Annotated in this window: 17 protein-coding genes; 4 read left to right on the top strand and 13 right to left on the bottom strand. The window is 65.8% G+C overall.

Annotated features, from left to right (window positions below; genetic code table 11):
• Positions 1-122: 122 nt before the first annotated feature.
• The gene (locus FHR04_RS21125; protein ID WP_170214052.1) at positions 123-614 is read right to left on the bottom strand and encodes a hypothetical protein; all 492 of its coding nucleotides are present in this window, start codon (positions 612-614) and stop codon (positions 123-125) included.
• Between the two features lie 173 nt (positions 615-787).
• Between FHR04_RS21125 and FHR04_RS20050 the strand changes: the two genes are divergently transcribed.
• Positions 788-1,528, top strand: coding sequence for a class I SAM-dependent methyltransferase (locus FHR04_RS20050; protein ID WP_139404951.1), 741 nt, complete (start codon positions 788-790; stop codon positions 1,526-1,528).
• A 20-nt stretch (positions 1,529-1,548) separates the two neighbouring features.
• Here FHR04_RS20050 and argC read toward each other — a convergent pair whose 3' ends face one another.
• The 7 genes from argC to hspR form a co-directional block, all read right to left on the bottom strand.
• Positions 1,549-2,463 carry an N-acetyl-gamma-glutamyl-phosphate reductase gene (gene argC, locus FHR04_RS20045; protein ID WP_139404950.1) on the bottom strand — a complete coding sequence of 305 codons (915 nt, stop codon included), beginning with the start codon at positions 2,461-2,463 and terminating at the stop codon, positions 1,549-1,551.
• Positions 2,460-2,729: a hypothetical protein gene (locus FHR04_RS20040; protein ID WP_139404949.1), complete on the bottom strand. Its 270-nt coding sequence runs from the start codon at positions 2,727-2,729 to the stop codon at positions 2,460-2,462. The genes argC and FHR04_RS20040 overlap by 4 nt, the downstream gene beginning before the upstream one ends.
• Complete coding sequence (locus FHR04_RS20035) at positions 2,726-3,259, bottom strand: GNAT family N-acetyltransferase (RefSeq protein WP_139404948.1); 534 nt, start codon at positions 3,257-3,259, stop codon at positions 2,726-2,728. The genes FHR04_RS20040 and FHR04_RS20035 overlap by 4 nt, the downstream gene beginning before the upstream one ends.
• The gene (locus FHR04_RS20030; RefSeq protein WP_139404947.1) at positions 3,256-3,759 is read right to left on the bottom strand and encodes an NUDIX hydrolase; all 504 of its coding nucleotides are present in this window, start codon (positions 3,757-3,759) and stop codon (positions 3,256-3,258) included. Before FHR04_RS20030 ends, FHR04_RS20035 begins: the two co-directional genes overlap by 4 nt.
• Positions 3,760-3,772: 13 nt before the next feature.
• Positions 3,773-4,759 carry an ornithine carbamoyltransferase gene (gene argF / locus FHR04_RS20025; protein WP_375782598.1) on the bottom strand — a complete coding sequence of 329 codons (987 nt, stop codon included), beginning with the start codon at positions 4,757-4,759 and terminating at the stop codon, positions 3,773-3,775.
• 153 nt (positions 4,760-4,912) lie between these two features.
• Positions 4,913-5,752 (bottom strand): metallophosphoesterase, encoded by an 840-nt coding sequence (locus FHR04_RS20020; RefSeq protein WP_139404946.1) that lies wholly within the window; start codon positions 5,750-5,752, stop codon positions 4,913-4,915.
• Positions 5,753-5,979: 227 nt separating this feature from the next.
• Entirely contained in the window at positions 5,980-6,726 is a 747-nt protein-coding gene (gene hspR / locus FHR04_RS20015; RefSeq protein WP_039685493.1) for a heat shock protein transcriptional repressor HspR, fused homodimer type, read from the bottom strand.
• A 119-nt stretch (positions 6,727-6,845) separates the two neighbouring features.
• On the opposite strand from hspR, the gene FHR04_RS20010 reads away from it, so the two are divergent.
• Entirely contained in the window at positions 6,846-8,204 is a 1,359-nt protein-coding gene (locus FHR04_RS20010) for a dipeptidase (RefSeq protein ID WP_039685495.1), read from the top strand.
• Between the two features lie 19 nt (positions 8,205-8,223).
• A complete protein-coding gene (gene purN, locus FHR04_RS20005; protein ID WP_139404945.1) occupies positions 8,224-8,832 on the top strand; it encodes a phosphoribosylglycinamide formyltransferase in 609 nt (202 codons plus the stop codon).
• A gap of 261 nt (positions 8,833-9,093) precedes the next feature.
• Here purN and FHR04_RS20000 read toward each other — a convergent pair whose 3' ends face one another.
• The 5 genes from FHR04_RS20000 to FHR04_RS19980 all read right to left on the bottom strand — a co-directional run bounded on the left by FHR04_RS20000 (position 9,094) and on the right by FHR04_RS19980 (position 13,769).
• Positions 9,094-9,606, bottom strand: coding sequence for an RNA 2'-phosphotransferase (locus tag FHR04_RS20000; protein WP_139404944.1), 513 nt, complete (start codon positions 9,604-9,606; stop codon positions 9,094-9,096).
• Positions 9,607-9,751: 145 nt separating this feature from the next.
• Positions 9,752-10,627: a carbohydrate ABC transporter permease gene (locus tag FHR04_RS19995; RefSeq protein WP_139404943.1), complete on the bottom strand. Its 876-nt coding sequence runs from the start codon at positions 10,625-10,627 to the stop codon at positions 9,752-9,754.
• A complete protein-coding gene (locus tag FHR04_RS19990; protein ID WP_249039243.1) occupies positions 10,617-11,549 on the bottom strand; it encodes a carbohydrate ABC transporter permease in 933 nt (310 codons plus the stop codon). Before FHR04_RS19990 ends, FHR04_RS19995 begins: the two co-directional genes overlap by 11 nt.
• A gap of 168 nt (positions 11,550-11,717) precedes the next feature.
• Entirely contained in the window at positions 11,718-13,016 is a 1,299-nt protein-coding gene (locus FHR04_RS19985) for an ABC transporter substrate-binding protein (RefSeq protein WP_039685455.1), read from the bottom strand.
• Between the two features lie 72 nt (positions 13,017-13,088).
• Positions 13,089-13,769 (bottom strand): glycerophosphodiester phosphodiesterase, encoded by a 681-nt coding sequence (locus FHR04_RS19980; protein ID WP_139404942.1) that lies wholly within the window; start codon positions 13,767-13,769, stop codon positions 13,089-13,091.
• Between the two features lie 85 nt (positions 13,770-13,854).
• On the opposite strand from FHR04_RS19980, the gene FHR04_RS19975 reads away from it, so the two are divergent.
• Positions 13,855-14,631, top strand: a complete 777-nt coding sequence (locus FHR04_RS19975) for a MerR family transcriptional regulator (protein ID WP_139404941.1) — start codon at positions 13,855-13,857, stop codon at positions 14,629-14,631.
• Positions 14,632-14,745: the final 114 nt, after the last annotated feature.

Here is a 14,745-nt window from a genome sequence, read left to right as displayed (position 1 = left end):
ACGTCAGCTGTATCTCCAGCGCACACCGGCCATGACGATCGGGCTGACCGATCACGTCTGGAAGGTGCGGGACTGGCTATCACAGCCGCAGGGCGTCCCCTGTCGGGCATAGTTCCAGCCAACTATCCTAACTTCAGGGCGAGCTGGGCTGGAGAAGCGGTCCCCTTCCCCCGCCAGATCTGAAAAGCCCAGGGCAGCCGGAGTTCTCCACAGCATAGGTACAGCACGACCAGATGGATCCCCCGGACGCCGTGGTAGGTGTGGACCCAATCGGCAAGTTCGCTGAACTTGCCCGTCTTTTCCAGGCTGGTGAGGTCCACCAACAGTTCCAGCCGAGGGCGCTGATGAGGCTGTTGTCCCCACAGGTCTTGTAAGGTCTGAAGGGCGTGCTGATGCATCACCCGGCAGAGCTGCCGGGTGTTCCAGATCGCATGGTTGAGGAAGCGACTGATGGACGAGGGTGATTTGACCGTCGATCGTTCCGGCAGGGGTCTGCCGGAACCATCCAGAAGCAGGTCGAGGAAGACCTCGAACGATTCGCGATGTTGCTTGCGGGCAAAGCAGGGCAGGATGTCAGAATAAAGTCGTCTGGAACGCTGTTCTTTTGGGATCACACCCCACTATGGGGCCGAAAGCGCGTTCCAGACGTCCTTTCCTAAAACTGCAAGATGTCAGTTCTGTCAAGTGGGCGCTGCCCAGCACCAGCAGTTCGGTGGGCGGCCCCCCAAAGGGATGGGGCATGCATCAGCCTAAACTCTGCGGCCTCTTTGCCACTACCCTGGTCCGTGTGAACTACGACGACTTCGCCGACCTGTATGACCACCAGTACACGCTGTACCGCGATGACCTGCACTTCTACGCGGGCGTGGCCGAGCGGGCGACGGGACCGGTGCTGGAGGTGGGGGCCGGCACCGGGCGCGTGACCGCGTACCTGGCCAGACGCGGCGTGGACGTGACCGGCCTGGAACCCAGCGCGCGGATGATCGAGCGGGCGCAGGAGCGGGCCGCCGCAAGCGGGCAGACGCTCCAGCTGGTGCAGGGCGACATGCAGACCTTCCGGCTGGAGCAGCGGTTCGAGCTGGTCATCGCCCCGTTCAACGCGCTGATGCACCTGTACACGCCCAACGAGCAGCTGGGGGCACTGGAAAACCTGCGCGCCCATCTGGTGCCAGGGGGCCGGTTTGCCTTCGACCTGTACCTGCCGCGCTTTGGCAAACCCAACACCGTGCGCCACGAGGGCGAGACCCTGCACGCGCCGGACGGCAGCCGCACCGACATCTTTCTGGTGCAGCGGCATGACCGGGTGCGCCAGCACATCACCACCGAGTATCACGTCGACACCACGCAGCCCGGCGGCCAGTTGACCCGGCGGCACTACACGCTGACCCAGCGCTACTACACCCGTTACGAGGTGGAGTGGCTGCTGCGCTTTGCTGGTTTCGAGTCGCCGCGCGTGACCGGCAGCTTTCAGGGCGGCCCGCTGGAGAAGGGCAGCGAGGTGATGGTCTTTCAGACGCGGGCGCTGTAGCGGATGCAGGCTGCTGTGTCCTACAGCCCCAGCATCAGTTCCAGGTTCTGCACCGCCGCGCCGCTGGCCCCCTTGCCCAGGTTGTCCAGCCGCGCCGCCAGCACGGCCCGCCGCCCGTCTCCAGAAGCGTAGATGAACAGCTCCAGCGTGTTGGTGTCGTTCAGCGCCTGTGGATCAAGGACGGCGGGATTCTCCGACGGCGGGCAGACGCGCACGTAGTTCTGGCCAGCGTAGTGGGCGGCCAGCGCGTCCCACAACGCGTCCGCCGTCACGCCCAGTTCGCCCAGATGCAGCGGGAGATTCACCGTCATGCCCTGCGCCCAGCCGCCCACATGCGGCGTGAAGATGGGGGTCCGCGACAGGCCGCCGTAGCGCACGATCTCGGGCAGGTGCTTGTGGTCCAGCGTCAGGCCGTAGCTGATGAAATCGCCTCGCATGGGGTGGTCCGTGCCCTGTTCGTGGGCGTCTACCAGCGCGCGTCCGCCGCCGCTGTAGCCGCTGTAGCCCTGGATGTGCAGCGGAAAGTCGGCAGGAATCAGGCCCGCCGCCGTCAGGGGGGCGATCAGCGCAATCGCCGCAGTGCTGTAGCACCCCGGATTGGAGACCAGCCGCGCCGTGCGGATGCGTTCCGGCTGCTCTGCGTTGAGCTCGGGAAAGCCGAAGACCCACGCCGGATCGGTGCGGTGGGCGGTGCTGGCGTCCAGCAGGCGCGAGGCCGGATTGGTGGTCAGGCTCAGCGCCTCACGCGCCGCGTCGTCGTGCAGACACAGGATGCTCAGGTCGGCGGCGTTCAGCAGTTCGGCCCGCGCCCCGGCGTCCTTGCGCCGCGCCGGATCGATACTCAACAATTCCAGGTCGTCCCGGCCCTGAAGGCGGGCGCGAATTTGCAGGCCAGTGGTCCCGGCCTCGCCGTCAATGAAGATTTTGGGGGTCATGGGGGGTTCTCCAGAATGGGTTGAACGATTTGCGCTGAAAGCTCTATGTCAAGTATTTCCAGCGTCTGCCCTCTTCCAAGGCCCACAGGTTCGGATGTTTCCCACCACCCGTAAGCGTTGAGGATTTCCTTGGCGCGAGCGAAGGCGAAGGTGCTACCGTCCAGAGCTCCGACATTTTCTCCAAATCGTCGGTATAAGAAGACGGTGGGATGGTCAGGAGGGAGATGAATCTGTGCAATCAGATGCGGCGCGTCATTTAAGCTCACGCCTGCCACTCCCTCGCCAGCAGGCCGTACAGCGCGTCGTCCGTCCACTCTCCGCGGTGCCAGTAGCTTTCCAGCGCCGTGCCCTCATGGCGAAAGCTGGCGCGGGTCAACAGCGCGGCGGCGGGGGCGTTGCGCGGATCGATATGGGCGTAAACGCGGTGCAGGGCGTATGGGCCGAACAGGTGTGCCAGCAGCAGCCCCAGCCCCTCGGAGGCCAGCCCCCGGCCCTGGGCGTGCCGGGCCAGCGTGAAGCCGACTTCGGCCTGTACGCCCTCGCTGGGGGAAGCGCCGTTCACCGCGAAATCGCCCATCAGTTCGTCCGTCTGCGCGTTCACCAGGGCCAGTTGCGTCCAGCCCGGCTGCCCTGGCGTGCGCGCCTGCATGGCGTCAATCAACGCTGTGGCGTGCCGCTGGGTGTAGGGCAGCGTCCATGCCTGGAACCGGGCGACTTCGGGATCGTTGCGGTAGGCCACGAAGGCGGGGGCGTCTTCATGGCGCAGGTGGCGCAGAACGACGCGGTGGGCGCTCATGGAAAGCACCGCCGCACCAGCTCGGCCAGATCACCCTTGGCCGGTTCGCCCGCCTCAATCCAGTCCAGCAGTTCGGCGGGCGTCAGCCACCACGCCTCGCTGAAGTCGGCGGAATTGAAGTCGTGCGCGGCGTCAGTCCTGATCTCATAGACGCGCATGAAGCTGCTCAGTCCCGTCTCGAACGGCGAAAAGGCGGCGATTTTCCGCCAGTCCAGCGCGTCCACGTTCAGATTCAGTTCCTCGTGCGTCTCGCGCTTGAAGGCGCTGAGATAGGTTTCGCCGCGTTCGACGTGGCCTCCCACGCTCATATTCAGACAGTTGGGAAACATCCGTTTGGAGGCGGTGCGGCGCGGAATCCACAGCTCACCGCGCCGGTTGACCAGAAAGGCGTTGACCATCCGCACTGCCCGCCGCTGTGCCCAGGCGTCGTCACGGGTGATCTGGCCGACCACCTGATCATTCTCGTCTACCAGATCGAGCCATTCCAGAGCCTGCACCATGCGGCCTATTGTTTCACCACCTCGGCTCGGCGCCGCCCAGCAGGTGGTACAGCAGCGCCTTTTGCGCGTGCAGGCGGTTCTCGGCCTGATCGAACACGCGGCTCTTGGGGTGTTCGGTAGCCTCCGGCACGGTTTCCTCGCCGTAGTGGGCGGGCAGGCAGTGCAGGAAAATGCCGTCCGGGGCCAGGGTATCCAGCATCCCCGGCGTGACCTGGTACCCCTGGAAGGCGCGGCGGCGGATGTCGGCCTCGGCCTCCATGCCCATGCTGATCCACACGTCGGTATACAGCACGTCCGCGCCCTCGATGGCGGCCAGATCGTGCGTCAGGGTAATGCGGGTGCCCTGCTGCACCGCGTCCATCAGCACGCCCGCGTTGGGTTCATAGCCCACCGGGGTCACGATGGTGACGTCGCTTCCCGTCAGGATCCCCATGTGAATGTGGCTGTTGGCGAGGTTGTTGCCGTCCCCGATGTACACCACCCGCCGCCCGCGCAGATCGGTGCCGAACTCTTCCTCAATGGTCTGGTAGTCGGCCAGCAGCTGCGCGGGGTGCAACATGTCCGAGAGGCCGTTGATCACCGGAATGGCGGCGTGATCGGCCAGCTCGTGCAGGGTCTGTTGCAGGTATACCCGGCCCATCACGCCGTCCACCCAGCGTTCCAGGTTGCGTGCCACGTCGCTGACGCGCTCACGGGTGCCCAGGCCGATCTCAGTGTTCGACAGCGTGATGGCGTGGCCGCCCAGCTGGTACATGCCCACGTCGAAGGTGGTCCGGGTCCGCAGGCTGGACTTCTCGAACACCAGCGCCAGCGACAGGCCCGCCAGCGGTTTGACCCCGCGCCACTCGCCGCGCTTCATGCTGTGGGCGGTGTCCATCACCGCGCGCAATTCGGAAGCCGTCATGTCCAGATTGCTCAGGAAGTCGCGGCCCGCCATCACCGGGGCAGGCAGGGTCTCCGACGTCAGCAGAACAGGAGCCGCCTCTGCAGTTTTATTCATTCCTGATGCAGCCTTAGTAGTCTTTCTGGCAGACTGCTTCTGGGCATTATCCTGTGTCTTGCTGGACTTTCTGCTGGATTTCTCGGCCTTGGTCATAAGGGAAGAGTATACAGGACAGCCGAGTAAAGATGCACCCTTCGTGTTGCCAGCCCTTCAGTACGCCGGGCCGCTGCCCGGATTCGAGATCACCTCGGCGATGCCACGGTCATCCAGGCGGGCGATGAAGCCGGCGTCGTCGCGGTAGGCCATGCCGCTGTCCAGGGCCACGCACAGCCGCTCGGCGTAGGGAATCGGTGCGCCCGCCCCCAGCGTCGGCCCGTGCAGATACTCGTCGAGCAGCACGTACACGGGCGTGTGACCGTGCGCCAGGTGCTGGCCGCCGAAGGTGGACAGGGTCCGGCGGGCCGTCCGCTCGCCGCCGCCTACCACAAAGGCGAAGCGGTCGGCAAACGAATTGAGGAACGATCCCCAGGCGTCCGCGTCGCGCCCTCGCAAAAGGCTCCGGACGTACCCGTTGACCTGGGCGATGGTGGTGCCCAGCCGCAGGTACATCGTGCTGTCGGCGTGGACCATCAGCCAGGAGTCGACCAGGGCCATGGCGGGCCGGGCCTCCAGCCACGCCAGATCGCCGGGGTCCAGCAGGGTCAGATCACGGTCCTGGCCGCCGTTGCTCTGCCAGTAGTCGCGGAAGCCCAGCGCGTCTTCCGGGTCAGAGCGGCGGAACAGGATCGCCGCCAGAAACATGACCTCATGGTTGCCTAGCAGCGCGGTGACCTTACCGCCATGCTCGCTGGCCTGCACTTCCAGGCTGCGGATCAGGCGGACCACCTCCACACCACGGGAGCCACGGTCCATGTAATCGCCCAGAAACACCAGATGGGCGTCCCCCGCCGTCCAGCCGCCGTCGAAATCGATCAGGCCCGCCCGCAGCAGCATGGCCCTCAACTTGCTGTACGCGCCGTGGACGTCCCCGATGACCCACAGTTCCCTCAAGGCGTGACCCCGGCGGCGGGGCAGGAGGCGGACATCCCCGGACAGCCCCGTGCCGCCCCCAACGCCACTCTCCCGTGCTGTCGCTGGGCGGCGAAGGGGGGGTGCCGGAAAGTGGGGCCGCTGAACACACCCAGAATTGTACCGTTTGCAAGGCGTCCGTCTATTGCCCTTCGTCTGTTCCGCCGCGTCCGGCGTCCGATTATGCCGGCGTCGGCCTGGACCTCTGCCTAGCCCTCGCTGGACACGGGCTCGTCTGCCGGCCCTGCGTCTGTCAGCTCTGTGGCTTCCGGCGAGGGCAGCGTCCGCAGGCGGGTCATGCGCTCGCTCAGGTCGTCCTGAATGCGGCGCACGTTGCCCTCCAGGTTGGAGCGCGCGCCGTCCAGTTCATGGCGCAGGCGCATGATCTCCTCGACGCCGGCCAAATTGACGCCCAGTTCCTGGGTCAGGCGCCGGATCTCGCGCAGGTGTTCGATGTCGCGCTCGGAATACAGCCGCGTTTTGCCGCTGCTGCGCCCGGGACTGATCAGCTGCTTGCGCTCGTACAGTCGCAGCGTCTGGGGGTGCATGTCCACCAGTTCGGCCGCGATGGAGATCACGTAGACGGGGCGGTCCTTGGGATCGGTGCGGCCCTCCTCGCTGCTGGGCAGGGCGCGGGAGGTGGCCCGGTCACGCAGCTCGTCCTCGATGCGCGTGATCTCGGCCTCGAACTCGCCTTGCAGGTCGTCAAGTTCGTGCTGCAGGCGCATGACTTCCTCGACGCCCGCCAGATTGACGCCCAGTTCCTGGGTCAGCCGGCGAATCTCGCGCAGGTGCTCGATGTCGCGCTCGGAATACAGCCGGGTCTTGCCGGTGCTGCGCCCGGGACGGATCAGGCCCTTGCGCTCGTACAGCCGCAGCGTCTGTGGATGCATGTCCACCAGTTCCGCTGCCACCGAGATCACATACACCGGGCGATGTTTAGAGTCCGAGGCCATAACTTAGGCTGAGTATACCTGAAGCAACCTTGATGAGAATGGGGCGCGGTGCGGGGTCTGCACGGCGCAACCGTTCCCACGTTGGCCCCGCCCAGCCGTCAGCCTCTATCATCGGCCCCATGACCCAATCTGACCTTTCGAGCGCCCTGAACCGCGACGACGCCAACGCCGAACTGTTCGAACTGCTGCGGATTCCCAGCGTCAGTGCCGATCCCACACGCGGGGCCGACATGACCCGGGCCGCCGAATTCCTGCGCCGCAAGCTGGAATCGCTGGGCTTCACGGCGCGGGTGGACGAGACGGGGGGTCACCCGGCGGTGTACGCCGAACACCTGAAAGCCCCCGGCAAGCCCACCGTGCTGCTGTACGGTCACTACGACGTGCAGCCCGAGGCCCCGCTGGAGGAGTGGCTCACGCCGCCCTTCGAACCCACCGTGCGCGACGGGCGCATCTACGCGCGCGGCAGCACCGACGACAAGGGGCAGGCCTACGCCCACATTCGCGGCGTGGAGCTGCTGCTGTCGCAGGGCGAACTGCCCATCAACGTCAAATTCTTCATCGAGGGTGAGGAGGAGATCGGCAGCCCCAGCATCGTGCCGTACCTGAAAGCCCACGCCGACGAGCTGAAGAGCGACGTGATCGTGATCAGCGACGGCAGCCGCTTCGCCGCCGACGTGCCCACCATCACCTACGGCGTGCGCGGCCTGAGCTACGTGGAAATCCACGTTCAGGGGGCCAACCGTGACCTGCACAGCGGCAGCTACGGCGGGGCCGCCCCCAACCCGATCAACGCCCTGTGCGAGATCATCGCGGGGTTGAAAGACGAGCAGGGACGCATCACCATTCCCGGCTTCTACGACGGCATCGAGCCGCTCACGGGCGAGGAACGGGAAATGTGGGCCAGCCTGCCGCAGGACGACGGCGAATTTGCGGCGAGCATTGGCGTGTCCGCGCTGCCCGGTGAGGCCGGCTACAGCGTGCTGGAACGGCTGTGGGGCCGCCCGACGCTGGACGTGAACGGCATCTGGGGCGGCTACCAGGGCGAGGGCAGCAAGACTGTCATTGCCGCCAAGGCCGGCGCGAAGGTCTCCATGCGGCTGGTGCCTGGGCAGGAGCCGGAAAATATCACCCGACTGATCCAGGACTACGTGCCGCAACTCGCCCCTGAGGGGGTTAAGGTGGAAGTCAAGGCGCTGCACGGCGGCCAGCCCATCAAGTTCGACACCTCCAGCGAGTACGTGCAGGCGGCCGACCGCGCCCTGCAGCGCGTGTACGGCAAGCCCGCCGTCTTTGCCCGCACCGGGGGCAGCATTCCCATCGTGGCGTACTTCGCCGAGATTCTGAAAAGCCCGGTGCTGTTCGTGGACATGGGCCTGAACGAGGACGCCCCCCACAGCCCCAACGAGAGCTTTGCCGTGCGGGACTACCACAACGGGATTCTGACCAGCGCCTACCTGATTCAGGAACTGGGGCAGTGAGACAGGGGCGGGACGCAGCATGCCCGTAAATCTCGCCTTTCTCGCTTCCCACGGCGGCAGCGCGGCGCGGCACCTGACCGCCGCCTGCCGTGCCGGAGAGCTGGACGCCGTCCCCGTCGCCTTGATCAGCAACAACAGCCGCTCGCCTGCGCTGGACTGGGCGCGGGCCGAGGGCCTGCAAACGGCGCACCTGAGCAGCGCGGGATACCCAGAACCTGCCGAGCTGGACGCCGCCATCCTTGACGTTCTGCGGGAGGCCGACGCCGACGTGCTGATTCTCAGCGGCTACATGCGAGAGCTGGGGCGGCGTGTGCTGGACGCCTTCGCGGGGCGGGTGCTGAACATTCACCCCAGCCTGCTGCCCCGGCACGGCGGGCGCGGCATGTACGGGGACCGCGTTCACAGGGCGGTGCTGGAGGCGGGCGACAGCGAGTCCGGCGCGACGGTGCATCTGGTCACGGCGGGCATCGACGAGGGGCCGCGCCTGGCCCAGCAGCAGGTGCCCGTGCGCCCCGGCGACACCCTGGAGACCCTGAAAGCCCGCGTGCAGGCCATTGAAGGCGGACTGATGCTGCGGGCAGTGCGGGAATTGATAGAGGAGCTGAAGACGACAGAGGCGAGAACGTAGAGCCAATCGACTCCACCTGAGCAGAGCATCCGCCACTCAAAAACTCCAACGAAACAGCAGCCGAAGGCCGTCGGGCGCGCAGCGCACGGGCCGCATTGGGCGTCACGGAGCAGGGCATCAGACCCGGAGGCCGCCGCCCACTCCCGCCCAGGATGCCCACTCCTCCTGCCCAGTGCAGCGCCGCTCCCCCGTCCCCCCTGGGGATGGGGGCTGGGGGGTGGGGCCGCCCGAATGACACCGCAATCCCAAATCCCTCCGCCATCACTCAGTGAGAAACTCCGCAGGCACCCCGTCCACCAGCCACACCCCGTTCTCTGACCGGTAAAACAGCCACCCCGCCGAGTGCATCCGCTCAGCGCGAACGGTCAGCACCACGGCTGGCCCCCGCCGCGCCCCCACCCTGCGGGCCGTCTCCACGTCCGGCGAGAGGTGAACGTGATGCCGGTTCATGGGCCGCAAGCCCTCGCGGCGAATGGCGAGCAACGCGCCGGGAAACGTGCCGTGGTACAGCACGGCGGGCGGCGTCTGGGGCGTCAGTTCCAGATCCACCGGAACGCTGTGGCCCTGGTTGGCCCGGATGCGCTCCCCGTCCAGCGCGAATCTCTGCTTGTCACAAACGGCCACCACCCGTTCCACCTGTTCGCGCGTCACGTTCAGGTGCGCCAGCAAAGGCACCAGCGGCACCCACCCACCGGGTTGCAGGGTCAGCCCCGCCTCGTGCGGCGCGTGCCTCAGCAGGTAGGACAGGCGGTGCGAAAGTTGTTTCTCGGTCATACGGGCATTGTCGGCGGCGCGGCGGGCGGGCGCATCGGCCCGATGAACAGTGGGGATAGGCCAGTTGGCCCCGTTCCTCTCCACTTCACAGAAAAAGCCCTCCCCACGACTGGAGAGGGCTGGGCGAGGCGTCCCGGGCGTGCGCCTATTTGTCCTCGCTCAGGGCAAAGCCCCGGCTGAACTGCTCCTGCAACAGCGTGAACACGATCAGCGGCGGCAGCATGGTGATGATCGCGCCCGCCATCACCGCGCCCCAGTCGGTCTGCCCGCCCACCTCGATCAGCTTGCGCAGGCCCACCTGCACCACCTGTTTTTCGTCCTGCTGCACGATCACCAGCGGCCAGATGTACTGATCCCAGGCGTACACGAACTGAATCACGGCCAGCGCCCCAATCGTGTTCCAGCTCATCGGAATCAGGATGCGCGTCAGGTAGCGCAGCGGCCCGCAGCCGTCGATGCGCGCGGCGTCGGCCAGACTGGTGGGGATGTTCAGGAAGTGCTGCCGGAACAAAAAAGTCCCGGTGGCACTCGCCAGGAACGGCACGATGATGGCCGCGAAGGTGTTGGCCCACTTCAGATCGCGGCTGACCAGATCGAACAGCGCGATGATCAGCACCTCGGTGGGCAGCATCAGGGAGAGCAGCACCAGCGTGAAGGCCGCGCCCTTCAGGGGAAAGCGGAAGTACACGAAGGCCAGCGCGGCCATCAGGGCCAGAATGGTCTTGCCGGTGGTCACGCAGATCGCCACGATGGTGCTGTTGAGCATGTAGCGCCCCAGCTTGGCGTCCACCCAGATGCTGCTCAGGTTGTCTATGAACGACGTGCCGGGCAGCATGTTGGGGCTGATCACCTGACTGGACGCCTGCGTGGCCTTGATCAGCGCGAAGATCAGCGGCGTGCTGATGATGATCACCGCCAGAATCAGGGCGACGTGGGTGGGCCACACCGCCCCCCGGCGGCCCGGCCCGCGTCCACCCGTTTTGCCCGTGGGCGGCGTAAAAGTATCGGTTTTAACCGCCATAGTGCACCCGCTTTTCCCCCACCTTGAACTGCATGAAGGTGATAAACGCCACCAGCACCAGCATCAGCGCGGCCTGCGCGGCGGCCACCCCGCTCTTGAAATTCACGAAGCCGTCCTGATACAGCTGATACACCAGAAATGTCGTGATGCCCGCGTTGTGGAAGTACGGCCCGCCGCGCGTCAGGATGTCGGTCAGCGCGAAGGAATCGAACAGCGCCGAGATGATGTTGGTGAACACCAGAAAAAACGTGATCGGCGTCAGCAGCGGAAAGGCCACCCTCCAGAATACCTGCGCGGGCGTCGCGCCGTCGATCTCGGCGGCCTCCATCACGTCGCCGGGCAGGTTCTGGATCGAGGCCAGGTAAAAGACGATGTTGTACGCCAGTCCCTTCCAGATGGCCGCCACCACCACCAGCCCGAAGGCCAGGATGGGATCGTCCAGCCAGCGCGGCTTGATGCTGAACAGGCTGCCCAGCAGCTGGTTCACCACCCCGATTTCCGGGTTGAACATGAACAGCCACAGCGTTCCGGCAATCGCCGGACTCAGGGCGTAGGGGTAGATCAGCAGCAGGCGGTAGTACTTGGAACCGCGAATCGGGCGGCTCGCCAGCCACGCCAGCCCCAGTGAGAACAGCAGCCCCAGGCTGACAGTCAGCACCATGAAGATCAGCGTCTGCAGGGCCACCTGCCGGTAGGCCGGACTGAGCAGCAGCTCGGTAACGTTCTGCAGGCCGACAAAACGCTCGGTGCCCAGAATCAGGTTGGCCTTGAATGCGGCCAGCCGCAGCGTCTGCAACGCGGGCAGGTAGATGAAGACGGCCAGGATCAGCAGGCTGGGCAGCAGGAACAGCCAGGGCATGGCGGTGCCCCGGAAGACCGCATTGGCCTCGGTGTTGGCGGTGGTTTGGGCAGGTTTGAGCAAGGGTGGAACCTCCTGGGTTCGTGCGGTGACGCGCAGCAATGGGATTGAAGGTTTAATTTAGTCCCTTTTGAGGTGCGCCGTGTCAGCCTCCGGTTTCCCGCCGCCCCCCTATCCCGAAAAACCGCCCAGCCCCCGGTGCGGGGAGGGCGGCCTGCAGCCCAGGAGGGCTTACTTGAAGTTGGCGTTGTACTCGGCCAGCGCAGCGTCGGCGCGGGCCTTGGTTTCCTTCAGCGCGGCGTCCACGGACGTGCCGCTCAGGACTTTCTGCACGCCTTCTTCGATGATCTTGCGGGTCTGGATGGCCGCGCCGTTCAGGCCGCCGGCGGTGGCGGGGCTGGGCACGGTCTTGGTCAGCTGGTTAAAGGCCACCAGTTGCAGCGGCGTCTGGGTAAACCAGCCCTGTTTGCGCAGCAGATCAATGCTGCTCTGGCGCACCGGGTAGTAGCCGGTCAGCTTGTGCCAGTCGGCCATGTTCTTGGTGTTGGTCATGAACAGCGCGAAGTCCAGCGCGCCCTCGGCCTGCGCCTTGCTGGCGGCTTTGGGAATCCACAGGCTGGCCCCACCGATCACCACGCCGTTGCGCTTGCTGCCCGACGGAATGGGCAGCACGCCGATGCCCATCTGGAAGCCCGCCTTCTTGGCGGCCTCGCCGTTGTTGCCGATGTCGGCCGTGGACGTGATGTGGAAGACCACCTTCTGGTTGGTGAAGATGGCGTCGCTGCCGTCCCAGTCCTCTAGCTTGCCGGTGTAGGTGTAGTACTTGTTGTCCTGGAGGGTCTTGAAGAAGGTGAAGATCTTCTTGGCGGCGGCGCTGTCCAGGTTGGTGGCGGTGGCGCGGCCCTTGCGGCCGTTGTCGTTGTTCAGCAGCGTCGCGCCCTGCTCGGCCATCCACTGCTCGATAAACCAGCCGTTCAGGCTCATGCCGAAGCAGGTCACGCCCAGCTTGGCGGCCTCGATCTTCTTGCACGCGGCCAGCAGGCCGTCGAAGGTGGTGGGCGGCTTGTTGGGGTCCAGTCCCGCCTTCTTCATCAGGTCCTTGTTGAAGTACAGCACCGGCGAGGAGGAGTTGAACGGCAGGCTGTTGACCTTGCCGCCGATGGTGTAGTAGTTGATCACGGGTTTGATGTAATCGCTGAAATCCACGTTCTTAATGCCGCTGACCGGCTGGAACACGCCGCTGTCCAGGGCGAGCTGGCTGCCCACCTCGAAGATCTGCACCAGCGCCGGCGGCTTGCCCTGACGCGCGGCCAGGATGGTGGCCTGCAGGCTGTCGTTGTAGCTGCCCTTGTAGGTGGGCACCACCTTGACGCCGGGGTTGGCCTTGTTGAACTCGTCGGCCAGACCCTTGATCCAGTCGGTGCGCTTGGCGTCCCCAAAAGAGTGCCAGAATTCCACGGTGGTCTGTGCCTGAGCGGTCTGCGCGATGGCGGGTCCCAGCAGGGCCAGCGTCAGCATTATTTTTTTCATGGACTTAGATTAGGCCCTTCTCATCATGGCCTTGTCAAGTTGGAGGGCCGGTGGGCCGTCCTGGGCGGCGGCTCAGCGCGAGACGAGCAGCACGTCCGGCCGGTCACCGATCAGCGCCGACACGCCCAACGCCTCCAGCCGGAGGACCTCGGCGGGGTTGTTGACCGTCCAGGTGTTGACCCGCCAGCCCCCGGCCCGCGCCCCCGCCATCAGGGCGGCGTCAATCAGGGTGTGGTGCGGGTGCGAGGCGGCGGCCCCCAGCCCGCGCAGCACCAGCGGAACCAGATCCAACGGCCCAAGGCGGTAGCTACGGTGGTACAGGAAGCCGCGTTCGATCTCCGGCGCGTGCTGGCGGGCGGCGGCCAGCAGCAGGGGATTGAAGCTGCTGACGATCACCCGCCCCGCCAGCCCATGCGCCCGGATGGCGTTCAGCGTGCGGGCCACGCGGTCATCGGGCCACGCCCGTTCGTATTTGAGTTCCACGTTCAGGTACGCGCCGGTGTCCGCCGCCCACTCCAGCACCTCGTCCAGCGTGGGCACGTAGTCGGGGAGTTCGGCGGCGTTCATTTCCGGCAGGGCACGCCCGTCTTTGAGGTGCTCGTCGTGGTGAATAACCAGCGTGCCGTCCTTCAGGCGCCGCACGTCCAGTTCCACGCCGTCCAGCCCGGCGTCCAGCGCAGCCTGAAAGCCCGGCATGGTGTTTTCCAGATGCATCTTTGGCGTTCCCCGGTGGCCCAGCAGCAGTGGCGTCATGGCGACAGACTAGCCGCTGGGCCGGGGAGTTGACTCGGCCCCTGGGGCAGCCCTCAAGCTGAGGGCACCTTCGGAGGCGAGTTCCTTGACCACACCATCAGAGATGACCATCAGCGTCTTTGCCCAGGCCAGCCGCCTGAGCCTCAAAGCCCTGCGGCTATACGACGAACTGGGCCTGCTGCCGCCCGCACGGGTGGACGAGAACAGCGGTTACCGCTACTACTCGGCCCGGCAGTTGCCGCAGGCCCGGCTGATCGGGCTGCTCAGGCAACTCGGCCTCTCGCTGAACGAGATCCGTGCCGTGCTAGAGGCCTCGGCAGCCTGTCAGCCCGACATGATCTGGGTGCACTGGACGGCAGCCGAAAGCCAGCATATCCAGCGGCGTGAACTGGCCCGCTACATCCTCCGCAGCCTTAAAGGAGAACCCGGCATGACCCAGCACTTCCATGTTCAGCAGCGTTTCGTTCCCGCCCAGCAGGTCGCCACCGTGTCCCGCCGTCTGCGGGTGGAGGAACTGCCCTGTTTTATCGAGTCGGAACTCAAGTCCTTGCCCCGGCGCGTACAGGCGGGAGGCGCACAGATTGCGGGCGTCCCCTTTGTCGTCTACCACGGCCAGGTCAACGCCGATAACGACGGCCCGGTGGAGGTCTGCGTGCCCTACACCGGCCCCCTGACGCCCACGGGAGGCCTGACCCTGCGTGAGGAACCCGCCCACACCGAGGTCTACGTCACACTGACCAAAGCGCAGTTCACCTTCCCGGGCATTCTGGATGCCTACGATGCCACCAGCGCCCATGCCTCGGCGCACGGCGAGTGTGGTGCCCTCAGCCCGCGTGAGGTCTATCCGCACCTCAGTAGCTGACAACTTCAGTTTCCGGCTGTCCCAGTGCGGGAAAAGGGCATATCAAGACGTGTAGGATCTCGCTGATTCTCTTCGGAACCCACCGCAGCACATGGCGCAGTTCTTCCGAGCCGT

The sequence above is a fragment of the Deinococcus radiopugnans ATCC 19172 genome (genome assembly GCF_006335125.1).
Lineage (GTDB): Bacteria > Deinococcota > Deinococci > Deinococcales > Deinococcaceae > Deinococcus > Deinococcus radiopugnans.
The sequence above is the reverse complement of the archived record's forward strand: the minus strand, read 5'-3'. Positions and strand labels throughout refer to the sequence as shown.

Excerpts from the sequence above, each read along its gene's own strand:
- argC (WP_139404950.1), bottom strand. The coding sequence starts at position 2,463 with ATGACCCCCAAAATCTTCATTGACGGCGAGGCCGGGACCACTGGCCTG.
- FHR04_RS20035 (WP_139404948.1), bottom strand. The coding sequence starts at position 3,259 with ATGAGCGCCCACCGCGTCGTTCTGCGCCACCTGCGCCATGAAGACGCC.
- FHR04_RS20030 (WP_139404947.1), bottom strand. The coding sequence starts at position 3,759 with ATGGTGCAGGCTCTGGAATGGCTCGATCTGGTAGACGAGAATGATCAG.
- argF (WP_375782598.1), bottom strand. The coding sequence starts at position 4,759 with ATGAATAAAACTGCAGAGGCGGCTCCTGTTCTGCTGACGTCGGAGACC.
- hspR (WP_039685493.1), bottom strand. The coding sequence starts at position 6,726 with ATGGCCTCGGACTCTAAACATCGCCCGGTGTATGTGATCTCGGTGGCA.
- FHR04_RS20010 (WP_039685495.1), top strand. The coding sequence starts at position 6,846 with ATGACCCAATCTGACCTTTCGAGCGCCCTGAACCGCGACGACGCCAAC.
- purN (WP_139404945.1), top strand. The coding sequence starts at position 8,224 with ATGCCCGTAAATCTCGCCTTTCTCGCTTCCCACGGCGGCAGCGCGGCG.
- FHR04_RS20000 (WP_139404944.1), bottom strand. The coding sequence starts at position 9,606 with ATGACCGAGAAACAACTTTCGCACCGCCTGTCCTACCTGCTGAGGCAC.
- FHR04_RS19995 (WP_139404943.1), bottom strand. The coding sequence starts at position 10,627 with ATGGCGGTTAAAACCGATACTTTTACGCCGCCCACGGGCAAAACGGGT.
- FHR04_RS19985 (WP_039685455.1), bottom strand. The coding sequence starts at position 13,016 with ATGAAAAAAATAATGCTGACGCTGGCCCTGCTGGGACCCGCCATCGCG.
- FHR04_RS19980 (WP_139404942.1), bottom strand. The coding sequence starts at position 13,769 with ATGACGCCACTGCTGCTGGGCCACCGGGGAACGCCAAAGATGCATCTG.